This window comes from Geodermatophilus sp. SYSU D00779, from assembly GCF_054050595.1.
In genome coordinates, this window is the sequence record NZ_JBJGZQ010000012.1 from 112,364 (window position 1) to 125,869 (window position 13,506).

Sequence of the window (13,506 nt, forward strand, 5' to 3'; positions counted from 1 at the left end):
GCCGTCGTCAGTCGCCGGCGGGTACGCAGTCCAGCCCCTGCTGCAGCGCCCGCAGATTGGCCCGCATGGTGCTCGAGTAGTCCTCGCCCGCCGCCGGGGCGCGCTCCACCGGGTCGAGCACCCCGGTGCGCAGACCGAGGTCCTCGGCGAGGGCGCGGGTCAGGCCGGGACCGGTGGACACCTCGAAGAACACCGTCCGCACGTCGCGGCCCTCCACCACCTCGGCGACGTCGCGCAACCGGGCAGGTGAGGGCTCGACCGCGGGATCGAGGCCGGCGATCCCCACCTGCACCAGGCCGTAGCGCTCCGCGAGGTAACCGAAGGCCTCGTGCGAGGTCACCAGGGTGCGTCCCCGACAGCTCGCCAACCCCTCCTGGTACGCCGCGTCCAACTCGGCGAGCTCGGTCTCCAGGGCCGCTGCCGCCGCGGCGTAGTCCCCGGCGTGCTCGGGGTCGACCGCCGCGAACTCGTCGGAGACGGCACGTGCGACCGCCGCCAGACGCGTGGGATCGAGCCAGAAGTGCGGGTCCAGCACCTCCGCGCGCGCGGCCCCGGCCGGTCGGCCGGTCGCCACGCCGAGGTCGACGACGTCGGCGGCGTCGACGACGCGACCGGGGCCGTGCTGCTCGAGCGCTGCGTCGGTGGACGGCTGCAGGCCGGAGAGGTGCACGACGACGTCGACCTCCCCGAGCCGGCCGACCTGCCGGGGGGTGAGCTCGACCTGGTGGCTGTCGCCGCCGGGCGGCACCAGCCCCTCGACCATGACGTGCCCCTGCCCGACCCGCTCGGCGACGTGCTCCAGCGGATAGCCGGAGGCGACGACCTGCACTCCGGCGGTGTCCGCCCCGGGGTCCCCGGAGCACGCGACGGTCGCGAGCACGACGCAGCAGGCGGTGGTCCAGCAGCGCAGGACCGGAGCGGGACGGGCGGTCACGGGACCTCCTCCTGGAGAGGCGGGCGCGGGCTCACTCGTCGCCGGTCACGCCGGCGAGCTCGTCGGGGAGGACGCCGACGTCGGCGGACCGCCACACCTCGCCGGTCACCACGTCGACCGCGTGGACCTGACGGGTCGCGGGCTCGGTGACGTAGGCGGTGCCGTCGAGCACGTGCAGCGCCGGGCGCGGCTGCTGCCACTCCAGCGGCTCCTCCCACGGCGCGACCACCGGGACCGAGCGCTCGAGGGCGCCTGTCTCGGGGTCGATGACGTGGAGCGCACCGTCCGTGCCCAGCACCAGCGCCTCGCCGTCCTCGCCGCGACCGAGGGAGCGGAACGAGTAGGACGCGGGCAGGTCGACCAGCCGCAGCTGCGCCGTCCGGGTGTCGACCAGGGCGACCCGGGTCGGACGCTCGAGCTCGGCGTCGGGGTCGGTCTTGTAGTCGCCGAGCACCACCGGGGAGGCCTCGCTGCCGGCCTGGTTGCCGATGCGGCCGTAGGCGTCGGGGCTCTGCACCTCCCGGATCGGCCCGTCGGCGTGGACGAGCGCCCCGTCCTCGCAGCCGATGACGACGGCGTCGTCGGCGGCGACCGCCTCGCCGTGCACGCCGGGGCAGCCGTCGGACGACGCGATCTCCTCCCCGGCGGCGTCGAGCACGCGGATCCCGGTGCGCTCGTCCTCGGTGCCCTCGGACACGACCAGCGTGCCGTCGCCCAGTGCCACCGCCACGCCGTGGTGCGGCGAGGGCGTGGTCAGCCGCCGGGCGCCGTCCGGACCGTCGGCGACCGCGTCGCTGTCGAGGACGACGACCTCGCCGGTGCCGTCGTCGAACAGGGCGGTGCGCCCGTCGTGTGCGACGACGTGCCCGGGTTCCTCAGCGGGGTGGAGCACGTCGGTGAGCCGAGGGGAGGACGTGTAGTGGTGGCTGTGGTCGCCGTGCGGCTCGGTCCACGTACCGGCGTCCAGGACGCGGAAGCCACCCTGCGTGCTGACCAGCAGGTGGCGGCCGTCCCCGGCGCCGTTGAGCCGGTTGAAGCCGTCGAGCGGCAGGTCGGCGACGGTCTCGAGCGTGGTCGCGTCGAGGACCCGCACTCCCCCGTCGTGCGTGAGCGCCAGCCGCGGGGTGCTCGCGGCCACCTCCTGCACGTCGGAGGGGGGTGTCGGCTCGGCAGCGGGGGTCCCGGCGGAGGGGCCGCTCGTCCCGGACGCACAGGCGGTGAGCAGCAGTGGCAGGGCCAGGCCGGCGGCGAGGGGACGGTGGGACACGGGGGTGCGCGGCATCGTCGGTACGGGCGGGTCCGGCCCGCCCACTCCTTCCGGGAGGGAGAGGGGGTCGCCGGGACGCTAGCAAGAACGAGAATCATTCGCACTAAGCGCCCGGTGCGCGGCCCCGGTGCACACGGGGTACGGGCGGTCGGCCGCGTGGTGCACGGGCCGGTGATCGGAGCTGTGGGGTGCGCTCCTGGCCTGCGCCGAGCTCGCCTCGGTGGCGTGGTGTGCGCCTGTGGCGCGTCGGGGGCCGGGATGCGCCGCTCAGGCGCACCACCGACGACGGGGCGCGAGCCGGACCGGCTCGCTCAGTCCTGCGGGTGCAGCCGGATGGCGACCAGCGCGATGTCGTCCTGCAGCCGCTCGGGGCGCAGCCGCTCGATGACCGCGTCGCAGAGCTGCTCCAGCGGCCGGTCGCCGAGCTCGGCCAGCGCGGCGCTCAGCCGGCCGATGCCCTCGTCCAGCGGCAGGTCGCGGCCCTCCACCAGCCCGTCGGTGTAGAGCAGCAGGGTCGACCCGCGGCGCACGGTCAGCACGCTCTCGGACCGCGACGTGGCCGGGTCGACGCCCAGCATCAGGTCCGGCCGCTCGGCCGCGAGCGCCTCCACCCGGCCGTCGGTGTGCAGCACCAGCGGTGGCGGGTGCCCGGCGTTCGACCAGCGCAGCGTGGTCAGCCCGGCGTCCCGCTGCTCGGGGCTCTGCTCGACCCGCGCCACCGCCGCGGTCGCCATCGTGTGCATGCCCAGCCCCTGCATGGCGGCGTCGAGGTCGCTCAGCACCCGCGCCGGGCCGACGCCGTCGCGGTAGGCGGTGCCGCGCAGCAGCCCGCGCAGCTGCCCCATCGCCGCCGCGGCCTCGGTGTCGTGGCCGACGACGTCGCCGATCACCAGCATCGTCGTCCCGGAGGGCTGGACGAACGCGTCGTACCAGTCGCCGCCGACCTGGGCGACCTCCACCGCCGGCTGGTAGCGGACGACGATCTCCGCGGCGTCCGGCGCCGGCGGGGCGCTGAGCAGGCTGCGCTGCAGGCCCTCGGCCAGCCGGCGCTGCTGCTCGTAGAGGCGGGCGTTGTCCAGCGCCAGCGCGACGCGCGCCGCGACCTCCTGGGCCGTGGCGACGTCGTCCTCGTCCGCGGCCGGCCGCCCGGCGGAGCGGTAGGTGCTCAGCGCGCCCAGGGTGCGGCCACGGGCGACGAGCGGCAGCGTCACCGCCGTCCGCGGGTCGAGGGCCCAGAAGACGTCGCTGACCTCGCCGGGAGGCAGGGTGCGCCCGACGGCCGCGCCGACGTCGGCGACGGTCAGCGTCCGGCCCGAGGCCAGCGCCCGCATGATCGGTGCATCCGGTGACAGCGCGGCCAGGCGCAGCCCGGCGTAGCGCGCGACGGTCGCCCGCTGCGCCGGGTCGACGTGCCAGCTGCCGACGTCGCGCATCCGGCCGTCGGCGCCGGCGAGGCTGACGATCACCCAGTCCCCCAGCACGGGGACGACGGCCTCGGCCAGCCGCTGCAGCGCGGCGTCCTCCCCGGCACCGGAGCCCAGCGTCTCGCCGGTGACCGCACCGGCCTCGGCGATGAGGGCGAGCCGGGCGGCGCTGGCGCGGGCTCGCTCCTCGGCGGCCCGGCGCTCGGTGACGTCGAGGAAGTAGACCGACAGCCCGTCGGGCCCCGGCCACGCCCGGACCTCGTACCAGGCGTCCAGCGGCGCCGGGTAGTGGGCCTCGAAGACCCGCTCGCGCCCGGTGGCCGCCGCCCCGCGGTAGTGCACCTCGAAGTCGCTGCCCACGGCGGCGGGGAACAGCTCCCAGATGTCGCCACCCAGCAGGTCGCCGCGCGAGCGCTGCAGCACCCGCTCGGCCTCGCCGTTGACGTAGGTGAACCGCCAGTCCCGGTCGAGGGCGAAGAACGCGGCGTTCATCGACTCGAGCACCCGCGCCACCCGGGCGTCCGCCTGGCGGTGCTCGGTCGTGTCGTACCCCGCCCCCAGCAGGCGCACGGACCTCCCGGCCTCGTCGGCCAGCGCCCGGCCCCGGCCCTGCACCCAGCGCGTCTCGCCGGTGGGCAGGACGACCCGGAACTCGGCGTCGTACTCCCCCTGGGTGTCGATGGCGTGCTGCAGCGCCCGGAGGGTGCGGGTCGCGTCGTCGGGGTGGAGACGCTCGGCGAAGGCCTCGATGGTCCCCGGCCAGCTGGCCCGGTCGAAGCCGAAGATCTCCAGCAGCCGGTCGTCCCACTCCAGCCGACCGGTCACCAGGTCCCAGTCGAAGCTGCCGATCCCGGCCGCGTCGATGGCCAGGTCGAAGCGCAGGCGGGCGGCCGCGGCCTCCGGGTCGGGGTCCCCGGTCTCCGCCGGCGTCCGATCCAGGTTCACGGTCGACTCACTCGCATCCTCGGGGCAGGCACGGACGTCAGGACTGTCGTCCACTAGCCCCGTGGGAGCACCCGGGACGCGCGGTGCTCCCTTTGTCTCACGCCTGGAGCCACCGCGGCCACCCCTTGTGCCGGATGTGACAACTGCGCATCGCGCGGGACCGGGGCCACGGGTGCCGGGGAGGCACGGATGCCGACGGCGGGCGCCCCGGGCCGGGAGGGCGCCCGCCGTCGGCGGGGGGAGCGGCGGTGTCCGGCGCGGGGAGCGCGTCCTGCGGCGCACCGGCTCCTGGCTGCGGGTCGTCTCCTGCGGTCGACTCCCGGGCCGGCTGCGGGCCGGCACGCCGCCCGCCACGGCGCCGGGCCAGGTCGGTGCCGGTCAGAGACCCGGGGGACGGGTACCGGCGCGGACCTGTCGTCCCGTCGGACGGACCACGTCGCCGGCCAGCCGTGCCGCGCTGCGGTCGCCGCCTCCCTGGAGGGTCCGCGCGCTGCGCTCGGGGGCGCAGTCGGCGGGGGGTCGAGGCGGGTACCGGTGGAGCAGCGACGTCTGGGCGACGGGGGGAGCACCGTCGGAGGGGACAGCCAGGAGCGGTTGCGGGGTCGGTCGGGAGGAGCGGAGACCACCGGGCTGCGGCCGCCGGAGGGGGCGACGGCCGGTGCCGGGAGACGGGGCGGGGGACGGCGTCCGTCCTGAGAGCGGCCCCGTCCCGGGTCCCGCCCCGAGCGTGCGAGGGGTGGGGAGGACGGGGTCCTTTCTCAGCTGACAGGCTGCCCGCGGGCCGGAGGAGGTCGCGGATCGCCCCGGCTCCGGGCCGGGGCGGAGGCCCGGGCGGCTGCCGGCGGGCGGCCTCCCTGCGCGGTCCTCGGTGCGGGGGCAGGCCGCGGTGCCGGCAGCTGCCGGGCGAGCGGGGCGACCACCGGGACGCGGGGGCGGGCAGCCGGCCGGGGGACCCGGGCCGGGGGTAGCGCCGCGGCGGGGGAAGGCGCCGCGGGCTGGACCGTGGGGGTGTTCGGCAGCTCGGTGAGCACGACCGGGCCGTCGGGGCGGGGGGCAGGCGCGGCCGGGCGTCCCCAGGCGAGGTGCGCGCCGTCGGGGCCGGCACCCCAGAGCGCGAGCCGGCGGACCAGGCCGCGCACCCGCGCCCGCAGGCCCCGGCGGGGCGCGGGAGCCGGGGCCGGCGCGGTCCAGACCGGCGCGGGGGCCGGCGCCAGGGGCAGCGACCGGGGGCGCGCCGCGGGCACCGGGACGGGGCGGACGGCCGCCTTCCGGCGCGCTGCACCGGTGCGGTGCAGGGGGCGCGACCCGCTGCGCGCGGATCCCGACTCGGCCCGGTCCAGGACGTCGAGGAGGCCACTGAGGGTCAGGTCGTCAGCCGAGCGCGACGGACGCGGAGCCACTGCCCGGTCGTTCGCCATGACGTCCTCCTCAGGTCGGTGCCGCGGTCGCTGCGGACAGGGAGAACGGTAGGGACGACGACCCCGCGCGACGGCCTCCTGCGACACCTCCCGGAGGGCGCGTGACCGAACCGTTGCGACGGCGTCCCGCGGCGGACGGTGACCCGCCCTCCCGGGCGACCGCTTGTCGACAAGATCACCGGTCCTGAGCGTGGAACGCGCTGGTCAGGGCGCCGGTCACCCCCGGACGCGTCCCGACGCGCCCGGCGTGTCGAGGTGCCGGCCCCCCGGTCCGCGGAGTTGCCGGGCCGTGCGCCCCTGCTGAGACTCGACCGGTGACAGACCCGGCCGCACCACCCGCCGACCGGACCGACACCCGGCTGCGCCGCGCCGTCACCGGGCCGCTGCTGTTCCTGTTCATCCTCGGCGACGTCCTCGGCGCCGGCGTCTACGCGCTGGCCGGCCAGGTGGCCGCGGAGGTGGGCGGGGCGATCTGGGTGCCGCTGCTCGTCGCGCTGCTGCTGGCCCTGCTCACCGCGGCGTCCTACGCGGAGCTGGCCACCAAGTACCCGCGCGCCGGCGGGTCGGCCGTGTACGCCGAGCGGGCCTTCCGGCAGCCGCTCGTCGCGTTCCTCGTGGGCTTCTGCATGCTCGCCGCCGGCGTGACCAGCGCGGCCGGGCTGGCGCTGGCCTTCGCCGGCGACTACCTCGGCGTCTTCCTCGACGTGCCCGCGACGCCGGCGGCGCTGGTGTTCCTGCTGCTGGTGGCGCTGCTCAACGCCCGCGGCATCCGCGAGTCGCTGAGCGCCAACCTGGTGATGACGCTCGTCGAGGTGTCGGGGCTGGTGCTCGTCGTCGTCCTCGGTGCGCTGGTGCTGGGCCGGGGGGACGGCGACCTGGGGCGCAGCGTGGAGTTCCCGCCCGGCGTCGCCCCGGCCTCGGCGGTGCTGGCCGCCGCGCTGCTGGCCTACTACTCCTTCGTCGGCTTCGAGACCTCGGCCAACCTCGCCGAGGAGGTGCGCGACGTGCGCCGGGTCTACCCGAGGGCGCTGTTCGGTGCGCTGCTCACCGCCGGGGTGGTCTACGTGCTGGTCGGCCTGGCGGCCTCGGTGGTGCTGCCCCCCGAGGAGCTCGCCGCGTCCTCCGGCCCGCTGCTGGAGGTGGTGCGCGCCGCGGACGCCGGGATCCCCGACCGGCTGTTCAGCGCGGTGGCCCTCGTCGCGGTGGCCAACGGCGCGCTGCTCACGATGATCATGGCCAGCCGGATGGCGTACGGGATGGCCGAGCAACGGCTGCTGCCCGGCGTCCTCGGCCGGGTGCTGCCCAACCGCCGGACGCCGTGGGTGGCGATCGCCGTCACCACCCTGGTCGCGATGGCGCTGACCCTCGTCGGCGACCTGTCCACGCTGGCCAACACCGTGGTGCTCCTGCTGCTGTTCGTCTTCCTCAGCACGAACACCGCGGTGCTGGTGCTGCGCCGCGACTCCGTGGCGACCGAGCACTTCCGCGCCCCGACGGTGCTGCCGGTGCTCGGCATCGCCTCCTGCCTGCTGCTCCTGTGGCAGCAGGAGGCGCAGGTCTGGGGCCTGGCCGCGCTGCTGCTGCTGGCCGGGGTCGTGCTCCACGTGGTCACCCGGCTGGCCGGACGTCGGCCCAGCGCCGCCGGGGGCGCTCCGCGCGACTGACAGGATCGGGCCCGTGGCGACCCCCCTGGTGATCGACACCGACCCCGGCATCGACGACGCCCTGGCCATCCTGCTGGCGCTGGCCAGCCCGGAGGTCGACCTGCGGCTGGTCACCACGGTGCACGGCAACGTCGAGCTGGCGCAGACCACCGACAACGCGCTGCGGGTGCTGCACCTGGCCGGGCGCTCCGACGTCCCGGTGGCCGCCGGAGCCCGCGACTCGCTGGTCTACCGGCAGCCCGAGCGGGCCGGCCACGTGCACGGCGAGACCGGCCTGGGCGGCGTCCAGCTGGAGCCCTCGCCGGCCGCGCCGGACCCGCGCCCGGCGGTGGTCGCGATGGCCGAGGTGCTGCTGGCCGCGGAGGCGCCGGTGACGGTGGCCGCGATCGGCCCGTGGACGAACGTCGCGCTGCTGCTGGCCACCTACCCCGAGGCCGCCGAGCGGATCGGCCGGCTGGTGCTCATGGGCGGCTCGGCCGCGCGCGGCGGGAACGTCACCGCGGCCGCGGAGTTCAACGTGTGGGCCGACCCGGAGGCCGCCCAGCGGGTGCTCGGCTCCGGCGTCCCCACCGTGCTGGTCGGCCTGGACGTCACGCTGCCCACCGTGCTCGACGCCGACGGCATCGCCCGGTTCGCGGCGGCCGGGCCGGTCGGGGCGACCGCTGCGGCGATCCTGCAGCAGTACGTCGACCACGCCCGCACCAGCTACGGCACGACCGGCGTCGTGCTGCACGACGCGCTGGCGCTGACCGAGGCGATCGTGCCCGGCACGCTGGGCACCGTGCGGCGGGACGTCGTCGTCGACACCACCCTGGGTGCCGGCCGCGGGCAGACGCTGGTCGACCGGCGCAGCGTCTCGTCGTCCCCCACCGCGGTCGAGGTGGCGGAGACGGTGGACAGCGCCGCGGCGGTGGAGTTCCTCGTCAGCCGGCTGGAGGGGCTGGACGCGCGGAACTGAGGCGGACCGGCCGCCCTCCAGGGCCCCGCCGGCCCCCTCCCGGGTCCCGCCCCGAGCCTGCGAGGGGTGGGGAGGAGGGGGTCCTTCGCAGGGGGTCCTCCCACGAGGCCTGGGGGGAGGGCGGTCCCCCTGCTAGCGCCGCTGGGTGGACTCGACGATGCCGCGGGCGATGTCGCGCAGCTTGCGGTTGTAGCGCTGCGACGCGTCCCGCATGACCTCGAACGCCTGCTCGGCGTCGACCCCTTGCTGGGCCATCAGCACGCCCTTGGCCTGCTCGATCACCGCACGCGACTCCATCGCCAGCCGCATGTTGTGGGCGTGCTCGCCCAGCCGGTCGTGCGCGTCGGCGTTGGCCACCAGGACCGCGACGGCCTCGGCCACCGTGGTCGCCGCCTCCTCCGAGTCCTGCGAGGCGAAGGCCGCCGGCTGGGTCGAGTAGACGTTCAGCGCGCCGATCGAGCTGCCCTGGTAGGGCAGCGGCATCGACAGCGAGCTCCGGACGCCGACCTCGATCACCCGGGCGGTGTACTCGCGCCAGCGCTGCTCGGTGCGCATGTCGTCGACCCGCAGCACCACGCCGGCCCGGCCGGCGTCCATGCAGGGCCCGTAGCCGCGCTCGTACTGCAGCTCGTCGGCGGCCAGCGCCATCTCACCGGTGTGCGCGGCGGTGAAGGCCTTGTCCCCGCGGACCAGGGTGATCGACGTGGACTCGGCGCCGGGGATGCTGCGGGCGGCGATGTCGGTGACCTCGCCGAGGACGTCGTCCAGACTCCTGTCGGCCAGCACCACCTGGCTCAGGTCCCGCCAGAGATCCTGCACGCGGCCAGTCTGCCCCACGCACGCCGCCGGGAGCCGGAGACGACCCTCCGGGGGCCGCCGCTGCACGAAACGGGCCTTTCGGTCAGGATGGGGAAGCGGGTCGGTGGTGGGTCCACCCCGACCTGGTCGCCCAGCGACGGCGGAGGAGGTTGCCTTGGGCCAGGAGCCGTGGCCGCACGCACCCGTGCCGTCCCTCGCGGGCGACGTGTGGCACTGGCAGCTCGAGGCGATGCACGTCGTCTCCCGCGTCCGGGCCGACCTGCGGGCACGCGTCGCCCACCCGTCGGTCTGCTCGACGTCCACCGACGACGCCCGCGACGGGCTGCTGCTGGTGTTCGAGGAGCTGGCCTCCAACGCGCTGCGGCACGGCGGCGGCGCGGTGCGCGCGCTCGTCGTGGCGGGCACCGACGGCTGGCTGCTCGACCTCAGCGACGAGGCACCCGATCGCCCGCCGGTCCCCGCAGTCGACCGCGACCCGGCGCTCGGCGGCATGGGGCTGCACCTGGTGGCGCAGCTGTCCACCGACTACGGCTGGGAGAGCCGCCCGGGCCGCAAGCACGTCTGGGCGATGCTGCCCAACGGCCTGGCCCCCCTGGAGACCGGTTCCGTGCCCGAGCCGCGCGCCGGGGAGCACCACCGCGACTGAGCGGTGACACCGCGATCCTCCGGATCGCACCGTGGCCGGGTGCCCTCCCGACGGGCGTCGAGCCCCGGAGCCCACTACCTCCGGGCGCGGGTCACGGCGGCGCAGTAGCGGTCGTGGTCCTCGCGGACCTCGGCCATCGGGGCCAGCACCTCCTCCTGCGCGACGACGTCCACCGCCGCGTAGAGCCGCTGCTCGGCCCGCCGCGCGCGCCGTCGTGCCCGCAGCCCCACCAGTGGCCGGGCGACCAGGGCCAGCAGCGCCCCGGCCAGCAACCCGCCGACCAGCAGCAGCGTGGGCAGCGGCAGCCCCTCCACCCGGGGCAGCGGGACGACGTCGTCGAGCTGGAAGAAGCCGAGGACCACCAGCGCCAGCAGCCACAGCGCGCCCGCCAGCGCGACCAGGGTGAGCAGCCACTGCAGCCCACCCACCGCGCGCTGCCACAGCGGGGTCCGCTGCGGACCGAGGTCGGTGCCGGCGACGGCCCGGTCGAGCCGGTCGGCCAGCTGCTCCTCCGACACCTCGACGGTCCGCCGCAGCTCGTCGCGCCACGCCTCGGGCAGGCCCTCCCCCGCGGCCTCCCGCGCCGCGCGCACCGCCCGGGTCACCCCGGCCCGCTGCACCGCGCCCGCGGCCGGCAGCGACGTGCGGGCCACCACCGCCCCGTCGTCGTCCGCGGCCTGTCCCAGGTGCAGCCGGTCGAGCGGGTCCGGGCGCAGCTTCCGCGTCCAGCGCACCAGCGGCCAGCCGGTTGCTGCCGTCCCGCTGCGGCGCACGGACCGCTCGACGGCGGCGGTGACCGCGGGCACCCCGGCCGCGTCGGCCAGCGCATCGGTGAGCTGCTCGCGCTCGGCCCGGCCCACACCGCTCCCGCCGTGGGCCGGGGAGCCGGCAGCGCAGTGCGCCGCCAGCGCTGTCGCCACCCCGCGGACGTCGGCGGTGAGCCGGTCGGTCGCCGCCCGCCGGGCCGACACCCGCCGGGCCAGGTCGGCACGCAGCTCGCCGAGACCGGTGCCGGTGCGCCCGGAGACGGCGAGCAGCGGCGTGTCCGCCAGGCCCTCCCGGTCGAGCAGGCCGCGCAGGTCGGTCAGGCAGGCCCGCACGGCCGCGGGGTCGAGCCGGTCGACCTGGTTGAGGACGACGAGCAGCACGCCCGCGTGCCCGGCCAGCGGGACCAGGTAGCGCTCGTGGACGGCGGCGTCGGCGTACTTCTCGGGGTCGAGCACCCACACCAGCACGTCGACCAGCTGCACCAGCCGGTCGACCTCCAGCCGGTGCTCGAGCCGCACGCTGTCGTGGTCGGGCAGGTCCAGCAGCACCAGGCCGTCCAGTGCCGGCTCGGGGGCGTGCCGGTGCCGGCGCGGCACCTGCAGCCAGTCGAGCAGCCGGTCGGTCGCCTCGTCGGCGCCCCACACGGTCGCGTGTGCCACCCCGGTGGTCGGCCGGCGGACGCCGGGGGTGCTCACCTCGCTGCCCGACAGCGCGTTGAACAGCGTGGACTTGCCGCTGCCGGTGGCGCCGGCCAGCGCGACGACGGTGGCGTCGCCGAGCGCCTCGCGGGCACCGGCCTTGGCCAGCAGCGTCCGGGCCTCGGCCAGCTCGGGGACCTCGAGGCGGCCGTCGGCGACCTCGACCGCCTCGCGCAGCGCCGCCAGCCGGTCGGCCAGCGGCGGCGTCCGTCCCCTCATGCCCGGTCCCGGGCCGCGGCCAGCGCGGCCGCGGCGGCACGCAGCTCGGCGGCGGCGTCGGGGCCCGGTCCGGCCGCGTCGACCAGCGCGTCGAAGCGGCCCTGCTCGTAGCGCAGCAGCGCGTCGGCGCGGGCCTGCAGGTCCTCCCGGGCGCGGGCGGCCAGCGAGCGGACGGCGGCGTCGCCGAACACCGCCTCCAGCAGCCGCTGGCCCAGCGCCGTCGTGCCGCCGGCCACCGCCACCTCCCCGCCGGTCAGCCCGCCGGTGTGCGCGAAGACGGCCACCATGACGACGGCGCCGGCGCCGTTGACCCCCCAGGAGAGCACCCGTGCGCGGGTCCGCTTGTCGGCGCCCTGGTCGCGGACCAGGTCGAGCACGTAGCCCTGCCAGTCGCGGACCTGCGCCGCGGCGGCCTCGGGGAAGTCCGGCGAGACCCGGTCGAGGTCGGTGTCGGCGGCCGCCAGCAGCGGCGGGCCGCCGGGCAGCGCCCGCCAGACGGTGACCGTGCGCTCGGCGGCGCGGTCGGCCTCGGCGCGCAGCAGCGTCTCGACGCTCGTCTCCAGGGCTCCCTGCAGCTCGGCGGCGGGCGAGGGGCGGCCGGTGATCGCGGCCGTGACCCGGTCGCGCAGCCGGCCGATCGAGCTCTGCAGCGAGCGCATCCACTCGCCGGTGCCGACGAACTCCTGCCAGCGGGCCAGCACCTCGCCGCGCAGCAGGCTGCCGCTGCGCACGCCCTCGTCGATGCCCTCGTAGGCGGCGGTGTAGGACGCGGCGGCCGCCTCCCGCAGCGCGCGGGCGGCCTGCGCCTGCTGCTCGACCTCGGCCGCGATGCCCGCCACCCGGTCCTCCAGGCTGGCCAGGGCGCCGGTGAGGGTCTGCCGGACGACGGCGGCCCGCTGCTCCTGGTCGGCGGCGAGCGCGTGCAGCCAGCCACGCAGCGGGGCGACCTGGTCCTCCGGGAGGAAGCCGTCGACGAGCGGCCGCTCCTCGACGACGAACAGCCGCACGCCCGACAGCCCGGCGCGGTCGAGCATCCCGGCGAGGTCGGGGGCGATCTCGTCGGCGGCGCCCGGCGGCACCCGGTCCAGGACGACGGCCAGCGCGGTGCCGCGCTCCTGCGCCGTCCGCAACACGTCCCACGGGACGGCGTCGGCGTAGCGGGCCGCGGTGGTGACGAAGACCCACAGGTCGGCGGCGGCCAGCAGCTGGGCGGCCAGCTCGCGGTTGGACTCCACGACCGAGTCGACGTCGGGCGCGTCGAGCAGTGCCAGGCCGGGCGGGACGTCGTCCCGCGGCACCAGCTGCAGCGTGCCGGGGCTGCCGGCCCCGCCGGTGACCCGGGCCAGGCCGGGCAGCACCCGGTCGCCCTCGAAGGCGGGGACATCGGTGCGGGCGCAGACCAGCACCGGCGACCGGGTGGTCGGCCGCAGCACGCCCGGCGTGGTGACCGGGGCGCCGACGAGGCTGTTGACCAGCGTGGACTTGCCGGCCCCGGTCGAGCCGCCGACGACGGTGAGCAGCGGGGCGTCGAGGTCGAGCAGCCGGGGCAGCAGGTAGTCGTCGACCTGCTCGACCACCCCGCGGGCCGCGCGCCGGGCGGCCTCGCTGCCCGGCGTGGCCAGGCCGAGCGGGGCGGCCGCGACGGCGTCCCGCAGGGCCGTGAGGGCCTCGGGCAGGCGGGCGGCGACGGTCACGCCCCGGGGACTATCCCGCAGGTCGGGCTTCTAGTCGGACCGTGGCCCGATG

General features: G+C 77.1%; 9 protein-coding genes. 3 read left to right on the forward strand and 6 right to left on the reverse strand.

Features of this window, described 5'->3' with window-relative positions:
- Nucleotides 1-7: 7 nt before the first annotated feature.
- From ACI79G_RS11755 to ACI79G_RS11765, 3 genes are all read right to left on the reverse strand, one after another.
- On the reverse strand, nucleotides 8-934 hold the full coding sequence (locus tag ACI79G_RS11755; RefSeq protein ID WP_456881308.1) for a metal ABC transporter substrate-binding protein: 927 nt from the start codon (nucleotides 932-934) through the stop codon (nucleotides 8-10).
- A 31-nt stretch (nucleotides 935-965) separates the two neighbouring features.
- Complete coding sequence (aztD, locus tag ACI79G_RS11760) at nucleotides 966-2,201, reverse strand: zinc metallochaperone AztD (protein ID WP_456881309.1); 1,236 nt, start codon at nucleotides 2,199-2,201, stop codon at nucleotides 966-968.
- Nucleotides 2,202-2,512: 311 nt separating this feature from the next.
- Nucleotides 2,513-4,570, reverse strand: coding sequence for a SpoIIE family protein phosphatase (locus tag ACI79G_RS11765; RefSeq protein ID WP_456881310.1), 2,058 nt, complete (start codon nucleotides 4,568-4,570; stop codon nucleotides 2,513-2,515).
- A gap of 1,732 nt (nucleotides 4,571-6,302) precedes the next feature.
- On the opposite strand from ACI79G_RS11765, the gene ACI79G_RS11770 reads away from it, so the two are divergent.
- Entirely contained in the window at nucleotides 6,303-7,652 is a 1,350-nt protein-coding gene (locus tag ACI79G_RS11770; RefSeq protein ID WP_456881311.1) for an APC family permease, read from the forward strand.
- A gap of 13 nt (nucleotides 7,653-7,665) precedes the next feature.
- A complete protein-coding gene (locus tag ACI79G_RS11775) occupies nucleotides 7,666-8,610 on the forward strand; it encodes a nucleoside hydrolase (protein ID WP_456881312.1) in 945 nt (314 codons plus the stop codon).
- Nucleotides 8,611-8,742: 132 nt separating this feature from the next.
- Here the strand turns inward: ACI79G_RS11775 and ACI79G_RS11780 are convergent, their stop codons facing one another.
- On the reverse strand, nucleotides 8,743-9,429 hold the full coding sequence (locus ACI79G_RS11780; protein ID WP_456881313.1) for a GAF and ANTAR domain-containing protein: 687 nt from the start codon (nucleotides 9,427-9,429) through the stop codon (nucleotides 8,743-8,745).
- Nucleotides 9,430-9,583: 154 nt separating this feature from the next.
- Between ACI79G_RS11780 and ACI79G_RS11785 the strand changes: the two genes are divergently transcribed.
- Nucleotides 9,584-10,075, forward strand: a complete 492-nt coding sequence (locus ACI79G_RS11785; RefSeq protein ID WP_245700503.1) for an ATP-binding protein — start codon at nucleotides 9,584-9,586, stop codon at nucleotides 10,073-10,075.
- Between the two features lie 74 nt (nucleotides 10,076-10,149).
- On the opposite strand, the gene ACI79G_RS11790 is transcribed toward ACI79G_RS11785, so the two are convergent.
- A complete protein-coding gene (locus ACI79G_RS11790; protein WP_456881314.1) occupies nucleotides 10,150-11,760 on the reverse strand; it encodes a GTPase in 1,611 nt (536 codons plus the stop codon).
- Nucleotides 11,757-13,454 (reverse strand): ABC transporter, encoded by a 1,698-nt coding sequence (locus tag ACI79G_RS11795; RefSeq protein ID WP_456881315.1) that lies wholly within the window; start codon nucleotides 13,452-13,454, stop codon nucleotides 11,757-11,759. The genes ACI79G_RS11790 and ACI79G_RS11795 overlap by 4 nt, the downstream gene beginning before the upstream one ends.
- Nucleotides 13,455-13,506 lie beyond the last annotated feature (52 nt).

What these genes read in the sequence shown, in the direction of transcription:
- ACI79G_RS11790 (WP_456881314.1), bottom strand. Translation starts at nt 11,760, where the DNA reads ATGAGGGGACGGACGCCGCCGCTGGCCGACCGGCTGGCGGCGCTGCGC.